The organism is Duganella sp. Dugasp56 (assembly GCF_047304105.1).
In the GTDB taxonomy this organism is placed as follows: Bacteria; Pseudomonadota; Gammaproteobacteria; order Burkholderiales; family Burkholderiaceae_D; genus Rugamonas; species Rugamonas hordei.
This window is the reverse complement of sequence record NZ_JBGLYQ010000021.1, coordinates 103,242-127,588: the sequence shown is the minus strand read 5'-3', so window position 1 is coordinate 127,588 and position 24,347 is coordinate 103,242. Positions and strand designations below refer to the sequence as shown.

General features: G+C 68.0%; 19 protein-coding genes and 1 pseudogene. 10 read left to right on the top strand and 10 right to left on the bottom strand.

Going from position 1 to position 24,347, the window contains the following annotated elements:
• Window positions 1–269: pseudogene (locus ACCD07_RS16500) on the bottom strand (hypothetical protein); the annotation flags it as partial.
• On the opposite strand from ACCD07_RS16500, the gene ACCD07_RS16495 reads away from it, so the two are divergent.
• Genes ACCD07_RS16495 through ACCD07_RS16480 form a run of 4 tightly spaced genes read left to right on the top strand, consistent with a single transcriptional unit; the run spans window position 268 to window position 7,501 of the window.
• On the top strand, window positions 268–2,697 hold the full coding sequence (locus ACCD07_RS16495) for an efflux RND transporter permease subunit (RefSeq protein WP_413447966.1): 2,430 nt from the start codon (window positions 268–270) through the stop codon (window positions 2,695–2,697). The pseudogene ACCD07_RS16500 and the gene ACCD07_RS16495 sit on opposite strands and share 2 nt — an antisense overlap.
• 4 nt (window positions 2,698–2,701) lie before the next feature.
• Window positions 2,702–4,336: a methyl-accepting chemotaxis protein gene (locus ACCD07_RS16490; RefSeq protein ID WP_413447965.1), complete on the top strand. Its 1,635-nt coding sequence runs from the start codon at window positions 2,702–2,704 to the stop codon at window positions 4,334–4,336.
• Window positions 4,329–6,221 carry a carboxylesterase family protein gene (locus tag ACCD07_RS16485; RefSeq protein ID WP_176650253.1) on the top strand — a complete coding sequence of 631 codons (1,893 nt, stop codon included), beginning with the start codon at window positions 4,329–4,331 and terminating at the stop codon, window positions 6,219–6,221. The genes ACCD07_RS16490 and ACCD07_RS16485 overlap by 8 nt, the downstream gene beginning before the upstream one ends.
• The gene (locus tag ACCD07_RS16480; RefSeq protein ID WP_413447964.1) at window positions 6,218–7,501 is read left to right on the top strand and encodes a thiolase family protein; all 1,284 of its coding nucleotides are present in this window, start codon (window positions 6,218–6,220) and stop codon (window positions 7,499–7,501) included. The genes ACCD07_RS16485 and ACCD07_RS16480 overlap by 4 nt, the downstream gene beginning before the upstream one ends.
• Here ACCD07_RS16480 and ACCD07_RS16475 read toward each other — a convergent pair.
• Window positions 7,478–7,939 carry a MarR family winged helix-turn-helix transcriptional regulator gene (locus ACCD07_RS16475; protein ID WP_413447963.1) on the bottom strand — a complete coding sequence of 154 codons (462 nt, stop codon included), beginning with the start codon at window positions 7,937–7,939 and terminating at the stop codon, window positions 7,478–7,480. The genes ACCD07_RS16480 and ACCD07_RS16475 overlap by 24 nt on opposite strands.
• A gap of 115 nt (window positions 7,940–8,054) precedes the next feature.
• Between ACCD07_RS16475 and ACCD07_RS16470 the strand changes: the two genes are divergently transcribed.
• The 3 genes from ACCD07_RS16470 to ACCD07_RS16460 are packed head-to-tail and all read left to right on the top strand — an operon-like array spanning window position 8,055 to window position 12,269.
• Entirely contained in the window at window positions 8,055–8,888 is an 834-nt protein-coding gene (locus tag ACCD07_RS16470; protein ID WP_176650251.1) for a p-hydroxycinnamoyl CoA hydratase/lyase, read from the top strand.
• Window positions 8,889–8,928: 40 nt separating this feature from the next.
• Window positions 8,929–10,383: an aldehyde dehydrogenase gene (locus ACCD07_RS16465; RefSeq protein ID WP_413447962.1), complete on the top strand. Its 1,455-nt coding sequence runs from the start codon at window positions 8,929–8,931 to the stop codon at window positions 10,381–10,383.
• A 14-nt stretch (window positions 10,384–10,397) separates the two neighbouring features.
• Window positions 10,398–12,269 carry a feruloyl-CoA synthase gene (locus ACCD07_RS16460; RefSeq protein WP_413447961.1) on the top strand — a complete coding sequence of 624 codons (1,872 nt, stop codon included), beginning with the start codon at window positions 10,398–10,400 and terminating at the stop codon, window positions 12,267–12,269.
• A gap of 24 nt (window positions 12,270–12,293) precedes the next feature.
• Here ACCD07_RS16460 and ACCD07_RS16455 read toward each other — a convergent pair whose 3' ends face one another.
• From ACCD07_RS16455 to ACCD07_RS16425, 7 genes are all read right to left on the bottom strand, one after another.
• A complete protein-coding gene (locus ACCD07_RS16455) occupies window positions 12,294–13,385 on the bottom strand; it encodes an SGNH/GDSL hydrolase family protein (protein WP_413447960.1) in 1,092 nt (363 codons plus the stop codon).
• A gap of 61 nt (window positions 13,386–13,446) precedes the next feature.
• Complete coding sequence (locus ACCD07_RS16450) at window positions 13,447–14,781, bottom strand: MFS transporter (RefSeq protein WP_176650247.1); 1,335 nt, start codon at window positions 14,779–14,781, stop codon at window positions 13,447–13,449.
• Window positions 14,782–14,811: 30 nt separating this feature from the next.
• The gene (locus tag ACCD07_RS16445) at window positions 14,812–15,936 is read right to left on the bottom strand and encodes a porin (protein WP_413447959.1); all 1,125 of its coding nucleotides are present in this window, start codon (window positions 15,934–15,936) and stop codon (window positions 14,812–14,814) included.
• A 77-nt stretch (window positions 15,937–16,013) separates the two neighbouring features.
• Entirely contained in the window at window positions 16,014–16,469 is a 456-nt protein-coding gene (gene aroQ, locus ACCD07_RS16440; protein ID WP_413447958.1) for a type II 3-dehydroquinate dehydratase, read from the bottom strand.
• Window positions 16,470–16,480: 11 nt separating this feature from the next.
• Window positions 16,481–17,368 (bottom strand): sugar phosphate isomerase/epimerase family protein, encoded by an 888-nt coding sequence (locus ACCD07_RS16435; protein WP_413447957.1) that lies wholly within the window; start codon window positions 17,366–17,368, stop codon window positions 16,481–16,483.
• Window positions 17,365–18,210, bottom strand: coding sequence for a shikimate dehydrogenase family protein (locus tag ACCD07_RS16430; protein ID WP_176650243.1), 846 nt, complete (start codon window positions 18,208–18,210; stop codon window positions 17,365–17,367). Before ACCD07_RS16430 ends, ACCD07_RS16435 begins: the two co-directional genes overlap by 4 nt.
• Entirely contained in the window at window positions 18,203–19,087 is an 885-nt protein-coding gene (locus ACCD07_RS16425; RefSeq protein ID WP_176650242.1) for a 4-hydroxyphenylpyruvate dioxygenase, read from the bottom strand. Before ACCD07_RS16425 ends, ACCD07_RS16430 begins: the two co-directional genes overlap by 8 nt.
• Window positions 19,088–19,215: 128 nt before the next feature.
• Between ACCD07_RS16425 and ACCD07_RS16420 the strand changes: the two genes are divergently transcribed.
• Complete coding sequence (locus ACCD07_RS16420) at window positions 19,216–19,998, top strand: IclR family transcriptional regulator C-terminal domain-containing protein (protein ID WP_176650241.1); 783 nt, start codon at window positions 19,216–19,218, stop codon at window positions 19,996–19,998.
• Here ACCD07_RS16420 and ACCD07_RS16415 read toward each other — a convergent pair.
• Window positions 19,995–22,352, bottom strand: coding sequence for a glycosyl hydrolase family 95 catalytic domain-containing protein (locus ACCD07_RS16415; protein WP_413447956.1), 2,358 nt, complete (start codon window positions 22,350–22,352; stop codon window positions 19,995–19,997). The two genes, ACCD07_RS16420 and ACCD07_RS16415, sit on opposite strands and share 4 nt — an antisense overlap.
• Window positions 22,353–22,643: 291 nt before the next feature.
• Here ACCD07_RS16415 and ACCD07_RS16410 point away from each other — a divergent pair, with 291 nt between their 5' ends.
• Window positions 22,644–23,135 (top strand): hypothetical protein, encoded by a 492-nt coding sequence (locus tag ACCD07_RS16410; protein ID WP_413447955.1) that lies wholly within the window; start codon window positions 22,644–22,646, stop codon window positions 23,133–23,135.
• A 10-nt stretch (window positions 23,136–23,145) separates the two neighbouring features.
• On the top strand, window positions 23,146–24,249 hold the full coding sequence (locus ACCD07_RS16405; RefSeq protein WP_413447954.1) for a GDSL-type esterase/lipase family protein: 1,104 nt from the start codon (window positions 23,146–23,148) through the stop codon (window positions 24,247–24,249).
• Window positions 24,250–24,347: the final 98 nt, after the last annotated feature.

Below are 24,347 nucleotides of genomic sequence, written 5' to 3'. Positions count from 1 at the left end.
ATCCAGCCGTCTGCGGTGGCGTAGTCGCCCGCCCCCGCGTCCCACAACCGCGGACGCTCCCAACCCACCCGATGGATGGACCAGCTGAACCAAAACCACCCCACCCCCCCGTCCCCCCCCCCCCGCCCGCGCTGCCGCTGGCCGCCGTGGCGCAAGCCAGCGACGGCGCGCTGGTCGTGGCCGGACTGCGCGGCCTGCGCCGGGTAGCGCCGGCGCAGCCGCAGCCGCGCTAGCGCCCTTCCCTCATACGAATATGGTTGGAACATCATGCACACAGATCAAGATTTGGAACAACAGCCGGTAGTACGGCGGCTACAGGATTTCGACACCGCCTCGGGCAACCTGGGCGAACGCGCGCTGTTCAACTACCGGCCGCTGGTCATCCTGCTATGCCTGCTGGCGACCATCGTGCTGGGCTACCAGGCCACGCGGATCCGGCTCAACGCCAGCTTCGAGAAGATGATCCCCAGCGCCCATCCCTACGTGGCCAACTACCTGGCCAACAAGGCCGACCTGAATGGACTGGGCAACTCGGTGCGCATCGCGGTCGAAGCGGGCGGCGGCACCATCTACGACCGCGCCTACCTCGACACCCTGCAACGCCTGAACGATGAACTGTTCCTGCTGCCGGGCGTGGACCGGCCGTTCATGAAATCGCTATGGACGCCCAGCACGCGCTGGGCCGCCGTCACCGAGGAAGGCCTGGACGGCGGCACCGTCATCCCGGACGGCTACGACGGCTCGGCCGCCAGCCTGGCGCAGTTGCGCGCCAACGTCGCCCGTTCCGGCGAGATCGGCCAGCTGGTGGCGGCCGACTTCAAGTCCAGCATCGTGTTCGTCCCGCTGCTGGAGCAGAATCCGCAGACCGGCCTGGCGCTCGACTACGGCGCCCTGTCGGAGCGGCTGGAACAGATCCGCGCCAAATACCAAAAGGAAGGCGTGCGTATCCACATCACCGGCTTCGCCAAGATCGTCGGCGACCTGATCGAAGGCTTGCAGCAGGTGCTGATGTTCTTCCTGCTGGCGATCGCCATCGCCGGCGCGGTGCTGTTCTGGTACACGCGCTGCTGGCGCAGCACCACGCTGGTGGTGGTGTGTTCGCTGGTGGCGGTGCTGTGGCAGTGCGGCCTGCTGGCCGCGCTGCATTACGAACTCGATCCGTATTCCGTGCTGGTGCCCTTCCTGGTGTTCGCCATCGGCATGAGCCACGGCGCCCAGAAGATGAACGGCATCATGCAGGACGTGGGCCGCGGCACGCACCGGGTGGTGGCGGCGCGCTACACTTTCCGCCGCCTGTTCGCCGCCGGCCTCACCGCGCTGCTGTGCGACGCGGTCGGCTTCGCGGTGCTGGTCAGCATCCGCATCAAGGTGATCCAGGACCTGGCCATCATCGCCAGCATCGGCGTGGCGGTGCTGATCTTCACCAACCTGGTGCTGCTGCCGGTGCTGCTATCGTACACCGGCGTCAGCGCCAAAGCGGCCGCGCGCAGCCTGCAGGCAGACAGCGCCGATGGCGCGGCCCAGCCATGGCTATGGACCTTCCTCGACCGCTTCACCCAGCGCCGCTGGGCCGCCATGACGGTGGCCGCCAGCCTGCTGCTGGGCGGCCTGGGCTACCTGTACAGCCTTAACCTGAAGGTGGGCGACCTCGATCCCGGCGCGCCGGAACTGCGCGCCGATTCGCGCTACAACCGCGACAACGGCTTCATGGTCGCCAACTACGCGGCCAGCTCCGACATCCTGGTGGTGATGATCAAGACCGCGCCCGACCAGTGCACCCGCTACGCCACGCTGGCAAGCGTGGACGCTCTGGCGTGGCGGCTGGAGCAGCTGCCCGGAGTCGATTCGACCAACTCGATGGCGGCCCTGAGCAAGCTGGCCACCACCGGCTACAACGAGGGCAACTTCAAATGGTATGACCTGATCCCCAATGCCGGCGCGTTGGGCGCGGTGCAGACCCGGGCTCCGCGCGAACTGTTCAACCAGAGCTGCTCGCTGCTGTCGCTGTACGTCTACCTGAAGGACCACAAGGCCGCCACGCTGACCCGTGTGGTCGACGCAGTCGAAGCCTTCGCCGCCGCCCACAACACGCCGGAAGTGGAGTTCCAGCTGGCCGCCGGCAGCGCCGGCATCGAGGCCGCCACCAACATCGTCGTCAAGCAGGCCATGCACGACATGCTGTTCTGGGTCTATGGCGCGGTGATCCTGCTGTGCTACGCCACCTTCCGCAACTGGCGCGCGGTGCTGGTGGCCATCCTGCCGCTGGTGCTCACCTCCATCCTGTGCGAAGTGCTGATGGTGGTGCTGGGCATGGGCGTCAAGGTGGCCACGCTGCCGGTGATCGCGCTCGGCGTCGGCATCGGCGTCGACTATGCGCTGTATGTGCTCAGCGTGATGCTGACCCGCATGCGCGCCGGCGCCACGCTGTCCGACGCCTACCTGCACGCGCTGCGCTTCACCGGCCGCGTGGTGATCCTGACTGGCGTGACGCTGGCCGTGGCGGTCGCCACGTGGCTGTTCTCGCCGATCAAATTCCAGGCCGACATGGGCATCCTGCTGGCCTTCATGTTCCTGTGGAATATGGTGGGTGCGCTGGTGCTGGTGCCGGCGCTGGCGCACTTCCTGATGCCGCGGAAGACCGCGCGCCGCGACACGCCGGCGCAGGCGGCTGAACGCGCCGTGGCTGGCATCCACTGACGCCATGGGCACTTCCGACATGAGCATCGGCGCCCGCCTGCGGCTGGGCTTCGGCCTGGTCCTGGCGCTGCTGGTCGCCGTCATGGCGCTCGGCCTGGGCCACATGGCCCAGATGCAGCAGCGCACCGACCAGATCACGCTGGTCGGCAACGTCAAGACGCGGCTCGCCACCCAGATGCGCGATACCGTGTATGAGCGCATGATCGCGCTGCGCAACATGGCGCTGATCGGTTCCCTGTCCTATCTCCAGCCGGAAGCGGAACGGATGCAGGACCAGGCCAGGCGTTACACCGCCGCCGAGCAGAAGCTGCGCCAGTTGCTGGCCGGCGACGCCACGCCGGGAGAAACCGCGCTGCTGGCGCAGATAGCCCAGCAAAATGCGGCGGCCCGGCCGCCCATCGCGCAAGCCATGGAGCTGGCCATGCGCAGCGAGTCCGACCAGGTCTACACCGTGCTGGTCGAGCGCCTGCTGCCGGTGCAAACCCGCTGGATGACGGCGCTGGAACAGCTGGTCGAGCTGGAGACCCGCCAAAGCGAACAAGCCGCCGCGCAAGGACGTTCGTCCGACGCCGGCGCGCGCGCCTGGATGCTGGCGCTGGGCGCGGCGGCCCTGCTGCTGGGCTGCCTGCTGTGCTGGCGCCTGACGCGCGGCATACTCGAACAACTGGGAGGCGAGCCGGCCTACGCGGTCAAGATCGCCGGCCGCACCGCCGCCGGCGACCTGGCGGGCGGCGTCAAGCTGCGCGGCGGCGACGTTTCCAGCCTGCTGTTCGCGATGCACACCATGCGCACCGACCTGGCCGCCATGGTCGGCAAGGTGCGCAGCGGCACCGACCGCATCGCCGGAGCGGCCAGCGACATCGCCGGCGGCCATCAGGACCTGACCCGGCGCAGCGATGGCCAGCGCGACTCCCTGCGCGCCACCGCCGGCTGCATGGAACAACTGGCCGACGCCGTGCGCGACAACGCCGGCCATGCGCGGCAGGCGACCGAGCTGGCCGCCAACGCCAGCGCGGTGGCGCGCGACGGCGGCAAGGTGGCGGCGGAAGTGATACTGACCATGGATTCCATCACCGCTTCCGCCCACCGCATCGGGGAAATCATCGGCGTCATCGACGGCATCGCGTTCCAGACCAATATCCTGGCGTTGAACGCGGCGGTCGAAGCGGCACGGGCGGGCGAACAGGGACGCGGCTTTGCGGTCGTCGCCGGCGAGGTACGCAACCTGGCGCACCGCTCGGCCACCGCAGCGCGCGAGATCCGCACCCTGATCGGCCGTTCGGTGGCGCAGGTCGAAGCCGGCAACCAGCTGGTGGCGCGCGCCGGCGCCACCATGAACGAGGTGGTCGACAGCGTGCAGCAGGTCGGCGCCATCATCGGCCGCATCGCCGCCGTCAGCATGCAGCAGCAGGCCGGCATCGAGCAGGCCGGCGCCGCGTTGCAGGCGATGGAGCTGGTCACGCGGCAGAACGCGGAGCTGGTAGAACAAGCCACCGGGGCCACGGCCGGCATGCGCCAGCAGGCGGCGGAACTGGCGCGGCTGGTGCGCGCCTTCAAACTCGACGACGGCGCCGGCCCACCGGCTCCGCCCCCACCTCACCCGACACTAACACTGCAAGAGGAATCCGATCATGCCTGACATCCTGCTCTTTGCCGCGGTTGCAGCGGTACTGCTGGTTTCCGCCCTGCTCTGGCGCCGCCAGGCTGCTTCAAAAACCGCCGGCGCCGCCACGCCAGCGATGCCCGTTGCCGATTCGCTGCGCCACACCGCGCTAGGCCACGTGGTCGGCCGCGCCGACCGCCACCAGACCCACGCCTGGCTGGGACTACCGTATGCGCAGCCGCCGGTCGGTCCGCTGCGCTGGAAGGCGCCGCGTCCGCCGCAGCCGTGGGAAGGCCTGCGCGAGGCGCTGGCTTGCGGCCAACCCGCGCTGCAACTGGGCGGAATCACGCTGGAACTGCCGCCCGAGCTGTGGGGCCAGGTGGCCGGTGCGGAAGACTGCCTGACGCTGAACGTGTTCGCCCCGCAGATGACGGCCGGACAGGCACGTACGTCCGCGCTGCCAGTGATGTTCTGGATCCACGGCGGCGCCAATACCGCCGGCACCGCCGCCACCTACACCACGCTGCGCAACCTGGCCGGCCAGGACCAGGTGATCGTGGTGTCGGCCAATTATCGCCTCGGCATCCTGGGCTGGTTCAGCCTCGACGAACTGGCGCGGGACGACGACAGTCCGGCCGACCGCTCCGGCAATTTCGGCACGCTGGACCTGATCGCGGCCCTGCAATGGGTGCGCCAGCACATCTCGGCCTTCGGCGGCGATCCCGACAACGTCACCGTGTTCGGCGAATCGGCCGGCGGCCTGAATGCCTACACCCTGCTGGCCAGCCCGCTGGCCAAGGGACTTTTCCACCGCGCCATCCTGCAATCGCCGCTGGCCGTCAGCTATACGCCGGCGCAGGCGCGCAACTACACGGACGACGTCCAGCCCGGCCACGCCCTCAGCTCGCGCGAGCTGCTTTGCCAGTGGCTGCAGCGCGACGGCCGCGCCGCCGACCGCGCCGCAGCCAAGGCGTTGATCGCCTCCATGCCGGCCGCCGACATCGCCGCCTATGTGCGCGGCCTGCCGGCGGACGCGCTGCTGGCGCCTGTCACGCCGGGGGCGCTCAGCTTCTACGACGCGCCCTGCGTGCTGCAGGACGGCCACGTGCTGCCCGCCATGCCGCTGGCCGAGGTGTTCGCGGACCGCGGCCGCTACAACGCGGTACCGGTCATCATCGGTACCAACCGCGACGAGTACAAACTGTTCATGTCCAACAATCCCGACTACGTGCGCATGCTGTTCGGCAGCATCCCGCTGATGCGCGACCGCGTCCGCTACCAGCGCCACGCCGCCTACATGTCGGCCTTGTGGCAGGCCGCCGGCGCGCTGGAGCCGGCCAGCGCGATGGTGGCATCCGGCCATCGGGAGGTATGGACCTACCGCTTCGACTGGGACGAACAGCCCGCCGTGCCGCTGATCGCGCCGCGCGTGCTGCTGGGCGCCGCGCACGTGCTGGACGTGGCCTTCGTCTTCCGCGACCTGGACGGCGAATTCGATCCGTTCCGCTCCTTCACCGCAGCCAACCTGCCCGGCCGCAAGGAAGTGTCCGACGCCATGGCCGGCTACTGGACCCACTTCGCCCGTCACGGCCAGCCGGCCAGCGGCCCGGCCGGAACACTGCCCGAGTGGCGGCGCTGGAGCGCCGATGCCGCCGCCCCGCGCATGATGGTCTTCGACACCAGCGCCGACGGCGGCACCCGCATGGTGGTCCACGAGAACAGCCTGGCCACGCTGAAGGCCGCGCTGGCGCGCGACCCGGCGCTGCACGACGATCCGCGCGAACGCTGCGAACTGTTCGGCCGCATGTTCCTGTGGTCGATCTTCGGCGGCTACGAGGCCCAGCATGCGCTGGAAGCCTTCGCCCGCACCCACGGCTACGCCGGTCCGACCGTGCAGCTGCGCCCCAGCTACTGGCCATGAGCATGAGCGCCAACCGGGGTTTCTTCCAGAGCTACGAGGACTTGTGGATGATCGACGGCCTGCGCACGCCGATGGCCGACTACTGCACCGCGTTCAGCCACGTCTCGCCCACCGACCTGGGCATCAAGGCCGCGCGCGCGGTGCTCAGGCGCAGCGGCGTTCCGGCCGCCGACATCGGCTCCGTCATCAGCGGCAGCATGGCGCCCGGCGACTGCTACCAGTACATGCTGCCGCGCCATATCGGCCTGTACGCCGGGGTGCCGCTGACGGCGCCGGCGCTGAACGTGCAGCGCATCTGCGGCACCGGCTTCGAGTTGTTCCGCCAGGCCGGCGACCAGATCGCGCTGGGCTACGCCGACGCCGTGCTGGTGGTCGGCACCGAATCGATGACGCGCAATCCGATCGCCGCCTTCGACCACCGCGCCGGCTTCAAGCTGGGCGCGCCGGTCGCCTTCCAGGACTTCCTGTGGGAGGCACTGACCGATCCCGCGCCCGGCGTCACGATGCCGCAGACCGCCGAAAACCTGGCGCGCCGCTACGGCATCACCCGCGCCGAGGTGGATAAATTCGCCGCGCTGTCGCACGCCCGCGCGCTCGACGCCCGGACGGCCGGCTTCCACGCCGGCGAGATCGTCGCCGTCGGCAACGAGACCTTCACGCTGGACGGCTATGCCGACCGCCGCATCCGGCTGTGCGGTCCGGTGGAGGAGCTGGCGCAGGATACTCATCCGCGCATTTCGCCGCCGTCGGTGCTGGCCACGCTGCGCGCCCTCTATCCGCAAGGCGTGCAGACCGGCGGCAACAGCTGCGCGCTGGCCGACGGCGCGGCGGCGGCCATCGTCGCTTCCGGCGCCTACGCCATCGCCGGCGGACACCGTCCCCAGGTGCGCATCGTGGCGGCGGCGGTGGTCGGCGTGCCGCCCGAGGTCATGGGCATCGGCCCCGCGCCCGCCATCCGCCTGCTGCTGCAGCGCTGCGGACTAAGCATGGAGCAGATCGGCCTGTTCGAAATCAATGAGGCGCAAGGCGCGCAGATCGTGGCGGTCGAGCGCGAACTGAAGCTGGACCGGGAGCGCCTCAACGTCCACGGCGGCGCGATCGCGCTGGGTCATCCGCTGGCGGCGACCGGCGTGCGCCTGACCATCACCCTGGCGCGCGCGCTCGACCTGCGGCGCCAGCGCTACGGCGTGGCGGCTGCGTGCATCGGCGGCGGACAGGGCATCGCCCTGCTGCTGGAAAATCCGCGCTGGCGGCAGTCACAGCACAATGGCGCTCAGTGACCGCAGCAGCAGGCGCAGTTGCGCGTGCAGCTCGCTGCGCTGGTCGACGCCCAGTTCGGCCAGCATGGCGTGCTCCAGCTCCGCCACCGCGGCGTCGCCCTGGCGCAGCAGGGCACTGCCATCGGCGCTGAGGCGCAGATGGATGATGCGGCCATGATTGGCGTCGGCCTGGCGCACCACCCAGCCGCGCGCCTCCATCGCCTTGACCATCTCGTTGGCCGACTGCGGCGAGATCATCGAGCGCTCGGCCAGCTGCGCGTTGGACAGCTGCTGCTGGGTGTCGAGCACCGACAGCGCCGTGTACTGGGCCGCCGTCATGCCCAGCAGGCCGAGGCTGTCGCGCAGGCGGCGGCTCAGCACATGGTCGATGCGGCCGATCAGGTAGGCGATGCCGCTGGGTTTGTCGTGCGCGGCGGCGGGCTGGTGTTTTTTCATCATGGTCCGGAAGTTCAAGAAGCGTTCGAAAAAGCGCTTGCAATACAGGCCAAGCAGCATATATTATAAGACACGTATCAGGCAACCTGATATTAACCTAACATTAAGTGAGACCGAAATGAGCCAATATGACAAGCGCTGGAGCACCGTAAAAGTCGACGTCACCGGCGGCATCGCCTGGGTAACCCTGAACCGCCCGGAAAAACGCAACGCCATGAGCCCGACGCTGAACCGCGAAATGATCGACGTGCTGGAAACGCTGGAGCTGGATCCGGAGGCCGAGGTGCTGGTGCTGACCGGCGCCGGCGACAGCTGGACCGCCGGCATGGACTTGAAGGAGTACTTCCGCGAAAACGACGGCAAGCCGGAGATCTTCCAGGAGAAGCTGCGCCGCGACTGCTCGCAGTGGCAATGGAAGCTGCTGCGCATGTACAGCAAGCCGACCATCGCCATGGTCAACGGCTGGTGCTTCGGCGGCGCCTTCTCGCCGCTGGTCGCCTGCGACCTGGCCATCTCCGCCGACGAGGCCGTGTACGGCCTGTCGGAGATCAACTGGGGCATCCCGCCGGGTAACCTGGTCAGCAAGGCGGTCGCCGACACCATGGGCCACCGCCAGGCGCTACACTACATCATGACCGGCGACACCTTCACCGGCAAGGAAGCGGCCGCGATGGGCCTGGTCAACAAGAGCGTGCCGCTGGCGCAGCTGCGCGAGGCCACCATCGAACTGGCGGAAAAGCTGCTGGCCAAGTCGCCGACCGTGCTGCGCATCGCCAAGAACGGCTTCAAGCGCTGCCGCGAACTGACCTGGGAGCAGAATGAAGACTACCTGTACGCCAAAGTCGACCAGTCCAACTACCGCGACCCGGAAAAAGGCCGCGCCCAGGGCCTCAAGCAGTTCCTGGACGATAAGACCATCAAACCAGGCCTGCAAACCTACAAGCGCGCATAAGACGCGCCCAGCCCCAGCCTAATAACCAAGGAGATACGCCATGCTTGAAGCCCGCTTGCTGATCGGAGGCCTGGACCAGGCCGCATCCACCGGCGCCACTTACCAGCGCCTCAACCCTGCCACCGGCGACATCGCCTCGGTGGCCGCCGCCGCCACCCTGGACGATGCCGACGCCGCCGTCGCGGCGGCGCAGGCGGCCTTCCCCGGCTGGTCCGCCACCGCGCCGGGCGAGCGCCGCCGCCTGTTGCTCAAGGCGGCCGACTGCCTGCAGGCGCGCGCGCCCGAATTCATCGCGGCCGGCGTGGCCGAAGCGGGCGGCGTGGCCGGCTGGTACGGCTTCAATGTGATGCTGGCCTCCTCCATGCTGCGCGAAGCGGCCGCGCTGACCACCCAGATCGCGGGCGAAGTGATCCCGTCCGACGTGCCAGGCCTGCTGGCGATGGGTATGCGCCAGGCCTGCGGCGTGGTGCTGGGCATCGCGCCGTGGAACGCGCCGGTAATCCTGGGCACGCGCGCCATCGCCACGCCTCTGGCCTGCGGCAATACGGTGGTGCTCAAGTCGTCCGAGGTCTGTCCCGCCGTGCATCGCCTGATCGGCAAGGTGTTCGAGGACGCGGGCTTCCCGCCCGGCGTGGTCAACGTCGTCAGCAACGCGCCGCAGGACGCGGCCGCCGTGGTGGCGCGCCTGATCGCCCATCCGGCCGTCAAGCGCATCAACTTCACCGGTTCGACCAAGGTGGGACGCATCATCGCCCAGCAGGCGGCCCAGCATCTGAAACCGGTGGTGCTGGAATTGGGCGGAAAGAATCCGCTGCTGATCCTGGACGACGCCGACCTCGATGAAGCGGTGCAGGCGGCCGCCTTCGGCGCCTTCTTCAACCAGGGCCAGATCTGCATGTCGACCGACCGCATCATCGTCGACAACAAGATCGCCGACGCCTTCGTGGAAAAACTGCGCATCAAGACCGCCGGCCTGCGCGCCGGCAAACCCGGCCAGGAAGGCGCGGTACTGGGCGGCATGGTCGACGCCTCGGCCGCCAGCCGCGTGGCCACCATGATCGACGACGCCAAGGCCAAGGGCGCCAAGCTGGTATGCGGCAGCGCCGACAGCGACGGCAACCTGCTGCAGCCGGCCATCATCGACCACATCACGCCGGCCATGACGGTCTATCAGGAAGAATCGTTCGGCCCCATCGTCGGCATCATCCGCGTCGATGGCGACGAGGCGGCGCTGGCCGAGGCCAACGCCAGCGAATACGGCTTGTCAGCCGCCGTCTTCAGCCGCGACATCCCGCGCGCGATGGCGCTGGCGCGGCGCATCGAATCGGGCATCTGCCACATCAACAGCTCCACCGTGGCCGACGAGGCGCAGATGCCGTTCGGCGGCGTCAAGGCCAGCGGCTACGGGCGCTTCGGCGGCAAGGCCGGCATCGCCGAATTCACCGACCTGCGCTGGATCACCATCCAGAGCGGCCACCGCCACTACCCGGTGTGATGGAGGAGCACGCAATGACGCAGCTCCCCACCACCGCCGCGACGCTGGACCTGTCGCGCTATCGCCCGGTGCGCGTGGGCAGCGCGCCGGTGCGGGTCGAGGCAGACGCCCACGGCGTCTGGCGCCTGGCCTCGCAGGAAGCGCTGGGCGACTATCCCGACCGCATCACCGATTGCCTGGTGCGCGGCGCCGAGCGTCATCCCGAACGCACGCTGGCCGCCCAGCGCGGCGCCGACGGCGGCTGGCAACACATCAGCTACCGGCAGATGCTGGAGCAGGCGCGCGCCATCGGCCAGGCGCTGCTGGACCGGGGCCTGTCGGCCGAACGTCCGCTGATGATCTTGTCCGGTAACGATCTGCAGCACCTGCAACTGGCGCTGGGCGCGCTGTATGCGGGCGTCCCCTATTGCCCGGTCTCGCCGGCAGCCTCCGGTGCCGCCACCGACCACGCCAAGCTGACCCACTTCGTGCGTCACCTGACGCCCGGCATGATCTACGCCACCGACGGCGGCGCCTGTGCGGCGGCGCTGGCGGCGGCGGTGCCGGACGGGGTGGAGGTCGTGACCGACCGGGGCGACGCAGGCCGCGCCGTCACGCCGCTGGCGCAGCTGCTGGCGACCGTCCCGCACTCAGTGGACGCGGCCAACGCCGCCTGCGGCCCGCACACCATCGCCAAATTCCTGTTCACGTCGGGATCGACCAAGCTGCCCAAGGCGGTGATCACCACCCAGCGCATGTTGTGCGCCAACCAGCAGATGCTGCTGCAAAGCTTCCCCGCGTTCGGCGACAAGCCGCCGGTGCTGCTGGACTGGCTGCCCTGGAGCCACACCTTCGGCGGCAGCCACAACGTCGGCATCGCGCTGTACAACGGCGGCAGCTACTACATCGACGACGGCAAGCCCACCGCGCGCGACTTCGCCGTCACGGTGCGCAACCTGAAGGAGATCGCGCCGACGGTGTTCTTCAACGTGCCCAAGGGCTGGGAGCTGCTCACCGCCGCACTGCAGGACGACCCCGACCTGTGCCGCCATTTCTTTTCGCAGATGGAGCTGTTCTTCTTCGCCGGCGCGGGCCTGTCGCAGGCGGCGTGGGATGCGCTGGAGCGGGTCAGCGAACAGCACTGCGGCCAGCGGATCCGCATCATGGCCGGCCTGGGCATGACGGAAACGGCCCCCTCCTGCACCTTCACCACCGGTCCGGTGATGATGGCCGGCTATGTCGGCCTGCCGGCGCCGGCCTGCGAGGTCAAGCTGGTGCGGGTGGATGGCAAGTACGAAGCGCGCTTCCGCGGCCCGCACGTCATGCCGGGCTACTGGCGCGCGCCGGAAGCCAGCGCCGCCGCCTTCGACGACGAAGGCTACTACTGCAGCGGCGACGCTGTGCGCTTCGTCGATCCGGCGCGGCCGGAACTGGGATTGATGTTCGACGGCCGCATCGCCGAGGACTTCAAACTCAGCAGCGGCACCTTCGTCAGCGTCGGACCGCTGCGGGCGCGGGTGATCAGCGCCGGCGCGCCCTACATCCAGGACGTGGTGGTGGCCGGCATCAACCGCGACAGCATAGGCTTGCTGGTGTTCCCGCGCATGGACCAGTGCCAGCTGCTGTCCGGGCTGGGCGCCGACGCCGATGCCGCCGCCGTCCTGTCCAGCGCCCCGGTGCGCAACCACTTCAGCCAGTTGCTGACGCAGCTGAACGCCACGGCGACCGGATCGGCGTCCCGCATCGAGCGCATGTTGCTGCTGGAGGAAGCGCCGTCCGTGACGGCCGGCGAGCAGACCGACAAGGGCTCGATCAACCAGCGCGTGGTGCTGGAGCGGCGCGCGGCGCTGGTCGAGGCGATGTATGCCGGAGCAGTCGGCGCCGGCGGGTTGCTGGTGGGCGGCTGAGACATGCTTGCCGCCGGCATCACGCTACCAGCCGAGCTTTTGCCGGATGAACGCCGTCAGCAAGGCGGCATTGGCCCGGTTCTGCTTCACGCGCGGATGCCCCTGATAGCCGGTGAAGGGAAACATCAGCGTCGCGATCCTGGCGTCGCCGGTATCGCGCTCGATCTGCGCGACGGCCGAGCGTACGACATCGGGCCACTTCGACCCCGGCTGCGTGGCGTCCATGCTGCCCAGCGCGCAAACGATATAGGCACGCGGATAGCGCTTGCGGATCTCCTGCACGAAGGCGCGGTAGCGCTGCACGCGCTCGGCGTCGTCCGGCGCCGGGGTCAGTTTCTTCTCCCGGTCGATCAGCCATTTGTCGTTCTGCAGCAGGTTGATGACCACCACGTCCGGTGTCCATGAACTGAAATCCCATTTGGAATCGTTCTTGCCCGCGCCGTTCAACTGGTCGAAATAGACCGGCATGGTGAAGGGGAACCAGCTGATCATCACGCCGATACCGCTTTGCGAGATGAAGTGCGCTTCCGCATCGAGGTTGCGTGCGGTGATCCCCGCGAAGGACAGGAAGTTGTTCTTGTCCTTCGCCAGATGATCGGGGCCGTCGTCGGGCGATTCGTCGCCCATGCCGCTGGTGATCGAGTCGCCGAAGAATTCGATCTTGCGCTGCTTGCGCGGCGGTGGCGCCAGCAGCGTGCCGCCGTCGGCCAGTTCCAGGCCTGCGAAAGTGGTGCCGCCCTCCTCGCCTTCGGTACGCTTGGTCAGCAGGAAGAAATGCGGACCGGGCGCCAGGCCGGTGGCCACCACGTACGAGCGTTCGCCCTTGTCCGCCTGCAGCACCACCGGGCGCTCCAGATTCCCGTCGAGGTAAACGCTGAAGAAATTGTGGCCAAGCTGGTCGTCCAGCCGCACCGCCAGGGAGCTGCCGGTGAACCGGGCTTCGACGCTCGATCCCGGCCAGGTCAACACGGGGGCGGCGGCATTGCGCCAGTCCACCCGGCCGGTGTACAGCAGATGGCTGTCGCCGGGCGCAATCAGGGTGGCGGCGCCGGCCTGCGCCGCCACCAGTGCCGAAATCGCGCCAATGAGCTTCAGCCCGGATATCAGTGACTTCATATTTTCCTGTCGGTTCTTTGGGCAGGCTTAAGTCTGACATCGGAAGCAAGGCGAGGTCAAGTCAGGCGGCCTGGCCTAATTCATGCATCGGCACCTTGTAGGTCTCGCGCGCCGTCGCCACCGAGATCGCCGCCACCACGCTGGTGGCCGTCACGAAAGCGGCCACCGGTATCCAGCCCCCCGGCCCCGGCTGCAGGATCGAGGCGCTGATGGTCGGCGCGAAGCCGCCCAGCGCGAAGCCGATCTGGGTGCCGATCGCCATGCCCGACAAACGCACGCGGGTACTGAACATCTCGCCGTACAGCGACGGCCAGACGCCGTTGGCGGCGCTGTACACCACGCCCGACAGCAGCAGGCCGAAGATGAACACCAGCGGCAGGTTGACGGTGCTGATGCTCCACATATAGGGCCAGATCAACGCCGCCGATCCCAGCGCGCCGAAGATGAACACCGGCTTGCGGCCGATACGGTCCGACAGCGCGGCGAACATCGGGATCGCCCCCAGCGCCAGCACGTTGGCCAGCACCAGCACCGTCAGCATGGTGGTGCGCGGTATGTGCATGGTGTTGACCGCGTACGACAGCGTGAAGACGCTGAAGATCGTGCTCACCACCGACACCAGCGCGGCGAAGATCACCCGCAGCAGATTGGCCTTGTGCTCGCGGAACAGCAGCGCCACCGGCATGCGGCTGGGCTGGTGGCTGGACTCTTCGGCGAAGGCCGGCGTTTCCGGCAAGGTGCGGCGCACCCAGATGCCGACAGCCACCACGATCGCGCTCAGGAAGAAGGGAATGCGCCAACCCCAGGACAGCAGCTGCTCCTCCGGCAGCGCGGACAGCGGCAGGAACACCAGCGTCGCCAGGATCAGGCCGGCCTGCGTGCCGCTCAGCGTGAAGCTGGTGAAGAAGGCGCGCCGGTGGGCTGGCGCGTGCTCCAGCGTCATCGAGTTGGCGCCGGCCTGCTCGCCGGCGGCCGACAAGCCTTGCAGCATGCGCAGCGCCACCAGCATGATGGGCGCGGCGATGCCGACCTGGCCGTAGGTCGGCAGCAGGCCGACCAGGAAGGTGGAAATCCCCATCAGCAGCAGGGTGAAGGTCAGCACCCGCTTGCGGCCGTAGCGGTCGCCGATATGGCCCAACAGCACCGCGCCTATCGGCCGCGTGACGTAGCCGACGCCGAAGGTGGCGAAGGCGGCCACCGTCGCCGCCGCCGGGTCGAAGGCGGGGAAGAAGATTTTGCCGAACACCAGTGCCGCCGCCGTGCCATAGATGAAGAAATCGTAGTACTCGACCGCGCTGCCGATCCAGCTGGCAAAGGCGGCCTTGCGCGGCGATCGTGGCGGTTCCACCGCGGCGCCGGCTGCCGCCTTGCCTCGTTTTGCTGTTGCTGTTGTCATGTCGTCCTCCAGTTGATTATTGTAGTTGGATTAAAACTTGTGCAGGATGCCGGCCTGCAGGCCGGTCAGATGTTTGCCGTTGATGTCGGCGCCCGCCAGGTTGGCCGACGGTCCGGCCGAACCGCTGAAGCGGAAGCCGGCGTTGGCCTGGTTCTGCATCACGCTGGCGAAGCCGTACAGCGTGGTGCGTTTGGACAGCTCGTAGTAGGCGCCCGCGTTGGCGCCACGCGCGCCGGCATTGCCGCCGGAGGTGTCCTTGATGATGCCGTACAGGGCGCCTATCCTCAGCGCGCTGCTGACGCGGTAGTCGGCCGACAACTGGTAGAAGTTGTAGTAGCGGGCCGCGTTGCGGTCGGTGCCGGCGAAGAAGTTGTTCGGATTGCTGACGTTGTTGAGAATGACGCCGGCATTCAGGCCGTTGGCGCTGGAGGTGGAATTGTTGCTGCGCGCCGCGGCCAGATAGATGGTGCCGCTGCCGTACTGGTAGTCGGCGTAGACGTTGTGATACACCACCTTGTCGCGCACCGTGGCGGTGACGCTGTTGGGGCTTGCCTGCAGGCCCGCATAGCCGGCGCGGTACGGGCCGTTGCGGTAGTCCAGCGCCAGCTGGTAGATCGGGCTGTTGCCGCGCGTGGCGCCGCCGTTTTCCGGCAGCGCATAATGCAGCACCAGCTGCGCCCCGGCCAGCCGCGGCGAGCGGTAGGACAGGTCGTTGTCGTAGCGCGAGGGAATGCCGAAGGTGTTGAACAGCGAGCCGAAGGTGGTGCGCTCGGTGTAGTCGATGGCGCCGCCGATCAGGAAGATCTCCGTGTTCTGGCGGCCGATGCGGTATTCGCCGCTGGGCGCCTCGATGCCGACCCAGGCCTGGCGGTCGAACAGGCGGGTGCTGTCGGCGCCGGTGCCGGTGTCGGCGTTGATGCCTTGCTCCAGCGCGAACTTGACCTTGTAGCCGCCGCCCACATCCTCCGTGCCTCGGAAGCCGAGACGGCTGCGCAGCACGGCGCCGTCGTTCAGGCCCGTGATATGGCCGCCGCTGCTGCTGCGGATATAGCCCAGGTACTCGTCGAAGTTGCCGTAGATGGTGACGTTGGACTGCGCCTGGGCGGCAGCCTGCCATGTCGCCATGCAGGCCAGCGCGATTGCTTGCTTCTTCATTCTGTCTCCGTTTTATTCACTTCATATGGTTGTGGTTCCCCCGGTACTGCCGCGAAGCGAGGGGCTTCGTTTTTTTCTTAATCCTCGGCCAGCGCGGCGATCGCCAGCGCGTAGCCGCGCACGCCGAAGCCGGCCATCACGCCCTGCGCCACCGGCGACAGCCACGAGTGATGGCGGAACGGTTCGCGCGCATGGACGTTGGAGATGTGCAGTTCGATCACCCGTACATCCGCGCCCTTGATGGCGTCGTGCAGCGCCACCGAGGTGTGGGTATAGGCGCCGGCGTTGAACACCACGCCGGCCAGCGTGCCCTGCGCCTGCGCCGCGCCGGCCGCATGGATGGCGTCGACCAGCACGCCCTCGTGGTTGGACTGGCGGAAGTCCAGCGCGTAGCCGTGCCGCTCGCAGGCGGCGGCGCACAGGCGCTCGACGTCGGCCAGCGTGGCCGCGCCGTACACGGCCGGCTCGCGCTGGCCGAGCAGATTCAGATTGGGACCGTTCAACACCATCACGGTCTGGCCTGGAGGTCGCATCGTCGTCGCTCCTAGGCCATGGTCGGATGGGCGGCGGTCGTGCGCCGCACTTCCAGGCTGCGGCGCAACACCTGGTCGGTGACCCATTTGGCGGCGCGGTGGGCGCGCTGGCCGACGATCTCCGGCGCCAGCTGCAGGTAGTCGTCGTTGAACACCTCGAAGCTGTAGTCGCCGCGATAGCCGCCGCGGTCGAGCCGGCGCAGCAGGTCGGTCAGCTCACCCGAGTGCGCGCCCTCGCCGGGGAACACGCGCAGATGGCGCGCCGTCTCCAGCCGCTCCTCGGCGCTGCGGATGTCGCGCCACATGAAGTCGGACAGCTGCACCATGGCGATCTTGTGGCTAGGGATGTCCTCCAGCCCATCCAGGCAGGCCTGGTCGGCCAGCATGTGGAAGGAGTCGATCACCACGCCCAGGTTGGCGTGGTCGGCCAGTTCCACCGCCTCCCACGACTGCTCGTACTGGTTGACATGGCGGCCCCAGGACAGCGCCTCGTAGCCCACCCGCACGCCCAGCGGCACCGCCAGCGTGGCCAGCTTGGCCAGATGGCGCGCGATCAGGCGCATGTCGCCGCTGGCGTGGCTGGAGGTGCTGGAGCAGACCATCAGCAGCGGCGCGCTCACAGCCCGGCACACCAGCAGCATCTGGCGCGCGATATCGAGCTTGTATTCGTGCAGCGCGCCGTCCAGGCCCTCGTAGTCGCGCATCACCTGGATGCCGGTCACGCGCACGCCGCTGGCTTTCACCACGCGCACCGCCTCGTCCAGCCCGCCCGGATGGCCGGCCAGGTCGCGCGCCCACAACATGATCTGGCTGAAGCCCGCCGCGCGCGAGGCGCGCAGCTTCGCTTCCAGCGGACCGGCCAGGGTGATGCTGTCCATGCCGAAGTTGGAGAGGTTCACAGGGCCTCCAGCGCGCGGAAGGCGTCGGACGACACGCCGGGCCAGCCGAACAGCTCCAGGTACAGGGGCGCCTGCTCGATCAGCATCTCCTTGCCCTTCTGGATGCGGCAGCCCAGTTCCTGCGCCTGGCGCAGCAGGCGGCTCATCTCTATCTTCATGCCGCAATCGGCCACGATGCAGTGCGGCGACACGCCGCGCAGATCGATCGGCAGCGGATCGTCGGCGTGCATGCCGAGCGGCGTCGAGTTGACCACCAGGTCGAAGCCGGCGGCGGCCGGCGGCGCGATCCCGATCCGCGTGCCGGGAAAGGCCAGGCGCAGGCGCTGCCGCAAGGCCTGCGCCTGGTCGTCCCGGGTATCGTAGAGGGCCACCTCGCCGATGCCGCGCTCGGCCAGCGCATAGGCCACCGCGCAACCGACGCCGCCGCTGCCGACCACCAGCGCGCGCGACGCGGCCCAGTCCAGCGGCGCGGCGCCGCAGGTGCGGTCGAGGGCGCGGATGAAGCCCACGCCGTCGATCAGGTCGCCCAGTATCCGGCCCTGCCCGTCCTTGTAGATGGCGTTGCAGGCGCCGGCCAGCAGCGCGCACGGGCTGGGCAGGTCCACCGCGCCGACGCTCATCGGCTTGTGCGGGATGGAGACGAAGATGCCGCCCACGTTGGGAAAGGACATCAGCAGCCGCACGGCGGCGGTGTAGGACTCGGGCGGCACCTTCAGCGGCACCACCCGTGCATCGATGCCGTGGCGCTGGAAATAGGCGTTGAACAGCGCCGGCGCCTTGACCTGCTCGACCGGCCAGCCGATCACGGGGAAAATGCGCGTAGTGCCGGAAATCTCAATCATGGTTCTTCTCCAGGTGGCTGACGACCAGCTCGAAGCTGACGCCACCCTTGTACAGTTGTGTCAATGCGCCGCGTTCGTTGGACTGCGCCGGTGCGCGGTCGATGAACACGATGCCCCTTTGCTGCAGCGCGCGCACCGCCGCCAGCACGTCCGGCGCGCCGAAGCCCACCCGTATCAGCTGCTCGCCCCATTGCAGGCCGGCCGCGCCTTCGGGCGGCTCGACCAGTTGCAGGTAGAAGCCGTGGCACGGGCTCTCCAGCAGCGTCCCTTTCGGCACCACGCCGAAGTAGCGCCCTTCCGGCAGCACCCGGAAGTCCATCAGCTGCTGGTAGAAGTCGATCCACTCGGGCGCGCGGCCGGCGCCGATGGCTTGCACCACGCCGAAGAAATGCAGGCCGGCCAGCGCCGGCGGGTTGGCGGGTGCGTTGGGTATCGGCTTGAAGTCGACGTCGTAGATCGAAAAGTCGCGGAAGCGGTCGACGAAATACAGGATGGAGTCGCCGGCGCCGTGCACGCCCGGTATGTTCAGTTCCATCACGCCGGCGCGGGTCTGGATCGCCCAGGCGCCCAGCTCGATCGCGTGGCGGTAGGCGGCATCGGCGTCGCGCACCCGCAGCGCGATGGCGCTGACGACGGTCGACTGCGGATCGGTGCCCGATTGCGGCAAGGCGCGCGGGTCGGCGTTGACGATCACGTTCATGCCGCCCTGGCGGTACAGCGTCACCTCGCGCGAGCGGTGGCGGGCGGTGGCCACGAAGCCGAACTGCTCCAGCAGCGCGCCGAACGCCAGCGGCTGCGCGCTGGCATATTCGACGAACTCGATGCCGTCTATGCCGAGCGGATTGTGCGGTTCCGGGTTGTGTTCATGTGCCGTCATGGTGATCCTCGCCTGATTGAATGAGGCCAGTGTAGAAAAGCCGGGCGTCGAAAAACAGCCCGCAAAACGGTGAATATTGCGTTGAACGCGCAAATTGCGCGATAATCGCGCAAACAAAGGGGCTGGCGATGAAGAAGAGTGCTTTGCAGGATGTGGTGGTCGCCAAACGCGACCAGATCGAGGGCCTGATCAAGGGACTGGAGGTGATACGCGCCTTCGACCACGAATCGGTGCGGCTGACGCCGACCGAGCTGGGCGAAAAGGTGGCGCTGAGCCGCACGGCGGCGCGGCGTTATCTGCTGACGCTGGTCCACCTGGGCATGGCGGCCACCGACGGCCGCACGTTCTGGCTGCGCCCCAGTGTGCTCAGCATCGGCCACGCCTATGTTGATTCGGCACGCCTGCCGCGCGCCGTGGTGCCCTATCTGCAAAGGCTGACCAACCAGCTGCAGGAATCGACCAATTATTCGCTGCTCGACGGCGACGACGTGGTCTATGTCAGCCGCGTCAACGCGCCGCGCATCCTGCTGGCCGGCTTCGATCCCGGCATGCGGCTGCCGGCCTACACCTCGACCGCCGGCCGGGTGCTGCTGTCCTCACTCAGCGACGACGCGCTGCACGCCTACCTGGACCGGATCACGCTGATCGCCTACACCCACCTGACGGTGACCGACAAGGACCAGCTGTTCCGCGAGATCGTCGCGATACGCGAAGACGGTTTCGGCTCGACCGAGAACCAGTACGAGATGGGGCTGCGCGGCATCTCGGTGCCGGTCAAGAACCGCGTCGGCGACGTGGTGGGCGCGCTGTCGACATCGATGGCGGCCAGCCACGGCAGCCGCAAGGAAGCGATCGCCCGCTGCGTGCCGGCCATGCAGGCGGTCGCCAACACGCTGATGCTGTGGGTTTAGCCCGTCAACCTTGCGCGCCCTTGGGCATCCAGCGTGATCTCGCTCAGACGTTCGCCGTAGCGGATTTTAAGCCGCTGGTGCGCCTGGCCGCGCAGCCGCAGCTGGCGCAGACGGCCTTGCGACCAGTCCAGGTCGAGCTCCACGCCGCCGCGCACCCGGACGCCATGCAGCGCACCGTCCGGCCACGCCTTGGGCAACGCCGCCAGCAGGCGGATCTCGCCTCCCCACGATTGCACCAGCATCTCAAGAATGCCAGCCGCGCCGCCAAAATTGCCGTCGATCTGGAATGGCGGATGGGCGTCGAACATGTTGGGATAGGTGCGTTCCGGTCCAAGCAGGCCTTGCAAGATGCCGTAGGCGCGTTCGCCCTCGCCCATCCGGGCCCACAGCGCCAGCCGCCACGCGGTGGCCCAGCCGGTGGATTTGTCGCCGCGCGTGTTGAGCGTGACCTTGGCCGCGGCGATCAGGTCCGGCGTGTCGCGCACGTTGATTTGCCCGCTCGGATAAACGCCGTACAGGTGCGACACGTGGCGATGCTGCTGCTCCGGCGCGCCGGCGTCCCAGTCCTCCAGCCATTCCTGTAGCTGCCCCTGCGCGCCGATGCGGTCGGCCGGCAGGCGCGCGCGCCTGGCTTGGACTTCGGCGGCGAAGGCGGCGTCGCTGTCCTTGAGCAGCGCGTGCGCCTGCAGCGTCCAGCCGAACAGGTCGCGGATGATCTGGCGGTCCATGGCCGGGCCGGCGCAGGTGGCCACGCCGTGATGGTGCTGGTTCTCCGGCGAGATCGAAGGCGAGGTCACCAATCCCCTGCCCTGCGGATCCTCGACCAGCGCATCGACAAAGAACAGCGACGCCCCCTTCAGCAGCGGATAGATGCGGCGCAGCCAGGCTTCGTCCCGGTGGTAGTCGTAGTGATCCCACAAGGCCTGGCACAGCCACGCGCCGCCGCACGGCCACATGCCCCACAGCGGACCGTCGATGGGCGCGGTAGCGCGCCACAGATCGGTATTGTGGTGCGCCACCCAGCCGCGCGCGCCATACCCCTTGCGCGCGGTGACGGCGCCGGTCACCGCCAGATCCTCGACCATGCGCAACAGCGGTTCCACGCATTCCCCCAGATTGGCCGATTCCGCCGGCCAGTAGTTCATCTGCGTGTTGATGTTGATGGTGTACTTGCTGCCCCATGGCGGATTGGTGCCCTCGTTCCACAGGCCCTGCAGGTTGGCCGGCTGGCTGCCGGGCCGCGACGAGGACAGCAGCAGATAGCGGCCGTATTGCACGTACAGCGCCGCCAGCGCGGGGTCGGCCTGCTTTTCCGCCACGGCGATGCGCTGGTTGGTCGGCCTTGCGTCGGCCTCGCCGGAACCTATGCGCAGCGACAACCTGCGAAATAGCGCCTGGTGCGCTTGAACGTGCGCGCCGCGCAGCCGCGCATAGGGCTTTGCGGCGGCGGCTTCGCTGTGTTTGCGCACCAGCGATACCGGGTCTCCGCCCACGTCGGCGAAACTGACATGGCTGGTGGCCGCCGCGACCAGCAGCGTGACCGTGCTGGCGCCGCGCACCTCGATGCGGTCGCCCCGCACAGCGATCCTGCCGTCGCCGAGCGCCTTCACCCGCACCGCGTAGCGCAGCGCCGCCGCGACGCCGGCGGCGCCGATATTGCGGCCTTCAATCAGCAATGCGTCGGCGCCGTCCGAACGCAGGGATAGGCCTTCCGGCCGCAGCTCCGCGCGCAGCGGTTCACGGTGGCCCCACGGCACCGGCGCGGCAGCGGCGGCGGTCTTGCCGCCGGTGTAATCGGTGGCGCCGTAACCGACTTCGCCGGGATGGCGGTAGCCGACATCGAAATTCATCGCGCCCCCGGTGGAGGTCAGGCGTATCGCGATCACCTGGTCCGGCTGGCTGGCGAAGACCTCGCGGCGGTACTGCACTTTGCCGTTGGTGAAGCGGGTGCCGCAGACGGCGCTGTCGAGATCGAGCCAGCGGCGATAATCGCCGGCGCCGGACAGCCCGTCGAAGTCGAGCAGCAGGTCGCCGGCGGCGCCGTATGGCATCTGCGTCTTCGGCATGCCCATCATGGACGCGTCGATCAGCTCCGCCGCTTCCGCATATTTGCCCTGGTCTATCAAGGCGCGCACCCGCGGCAGCGCCTCCAGCGAACGGGGATTGTTGGGATCATAGGGACCGCCGGCAAACAGCGTGTCCTCGTTGAGCTGAACGCGCTCCTGGGCGACACGGCCGAAACTCATGGCGCCAAGGCGGCCATTCCCGACCGGCAGCGCTTCCACCCACGGCCCGGCCGCCTGGTCGTACCACAGCGACAGACGCTCCTGCGCGTCGCGCGTATCGGCTTGCACCCTGGCTCCAGCCAACCCTGGAAACGCCATGGCTAGGCCCATGGACACCATAAAACTGCGTCGTGTCGTCTTCATGTCTCGTGAAATAGTTTTTCTGCCGTCATTCTGAGCCCGGCGCGCAGACATCTCAATTACGAAATTCACCAAGCGGGCGGTGTTTAATGCGTAAGCGCTAAATTCGCGGCCATTTTGCCGCATCGTTTGACCGGCGAAAGCGGCTTGGACAATATAATAATGAAGGCTGGGGGTTCAACGCGACAAGATAGTCGCCACATCATAAGGAGACCATGAATGAGAAAATTTAAAAAAGCCGCCATCGCCATGGCGATCGCCCAGATTGCGTTCCTCGCCAGCGGCGCGGCGCTGGCCCAGACGCTCGTCGCCTACGACGATGGGCTGCAAAACGGCTGGCAGAACTGGAGCTGGGCCAAGGTCCAATTGGCCGTGCCGGCCGGCGGCGCCAAGCCGATCAAGGTCGAGGGCGATCCCTGGAGCGCCCTGGCCCTGCACCACGACGCCTTCTCCACGCAAGGCTTGAGCAAGCTGACCTTCAGCATCAACGGCGGGACGAACGGCGGCCAGGCGCTGCTGATCAAGGCCATGGTGGACGGCAAGCCCGTCGAGTCGAATTTCCAGATCGTCGCCAAGGCGAAGACCTGGGCCTTGGTCGAGGTGCCGCTCAAGGATCTCGGCGTCGAGGGCAAGACCATCGACGGCATCTGCGTGCAGGGACTGGCCAACCCCTACAGCGCCTACTACATCACCCGCATCCAGTTCGAATAAGGCATCAGGCATGAGAACACCTATCGCAATGGCGCTCGCGAGCGCCTTGATCGCGGGCGCCGCCCATGCCGCTCCGGCGCCGGTCGCCATCGTCGCCGCGCCCTCGCCACCCTCCCTGCATGCGCTGCCGGCGTCGGTGAGCGGGCGCGTCTCGCCCGAGGGCGCAGGCTACCGCTATCAATGGCCCGGCATCTACTTCGAGGCCGCATTCGAAGGCCGGGAACTGTATTTCAAGGTCGAACCGGGTGAGGTCATCCTGCACGTGCTGGTCGACTCGGCGCGGCTGGAGGACATGGTCAAGCCGGCGCCGGGCTGGTACCGGATCGGGGGACTGGCCCCGGGTGCGCATACGGTGCGTATTGAATCGGTCAGCGAGAACCAGTCCGGCCCCAGGCTGTTCGGCGGCTTCGCCTTGCCCGACGGCGCGCAGCCCTTGCCGATGGCGCGCCGCACGCGTCAGATCGAATTTATCGGCGACTCCCACACTGTCGGCTACGGCAATATCTCGCCGACGCGCGACTGCAATCAGGACCAGGTCTGGGCGCAAACCGACAACAGCCAGGGCTACGGCGCGCTGACGGCGCGTCGCTACAACGCGGACTACCGGGTCCACGCCATTTCCGGCCGCGGCGTGGTACGCAACTTCGACGGCGGCGCCGGCGACACGCTGCCCGCCGCCTACCCCTATGTCCTGTTCGACCACGCCCAGCGCGACACCGCCGCCGCATGGCAACCGAAGTGGATCGTCATCTCGCTCGGCACCAATGACTTTTCCACCGCGCTCCACCCGGGCGAAAAGTGGGCCTCCAGGGAAGCCTTGCATGCCGATTACGAGGCCGCGTATGTCGAATTCGTCCTTGGGCTGCGCGCCCGCAATCCGCAGGCCCGTTTTATTCTCTGGGCCACCGATGGCGCCAACGGAGAAATCCAGGCCGAACTCAAAACAGTCGTGGCCAGGCTGAAGGCGGCGGGCGAAAGCCGGGTCGCGTTCATCCCGGTGAACGGCCTGACGTTCACCGGCTGCCATTGGCATCCCTCGGTGGCCGACGACAAGACCATCGCGGACGCGCTAACCGGCATCATCGATGCCGCGGATCCCGGCACCAATCCATAAGACCATGCGTTCATCGTCGCACTGGGGCAGCCGGCCAGACGCATCGGCCGGCCGGCAGCATGCTGCCCGTTGCCCTCGAGTCAGGCTGACGTAAATAC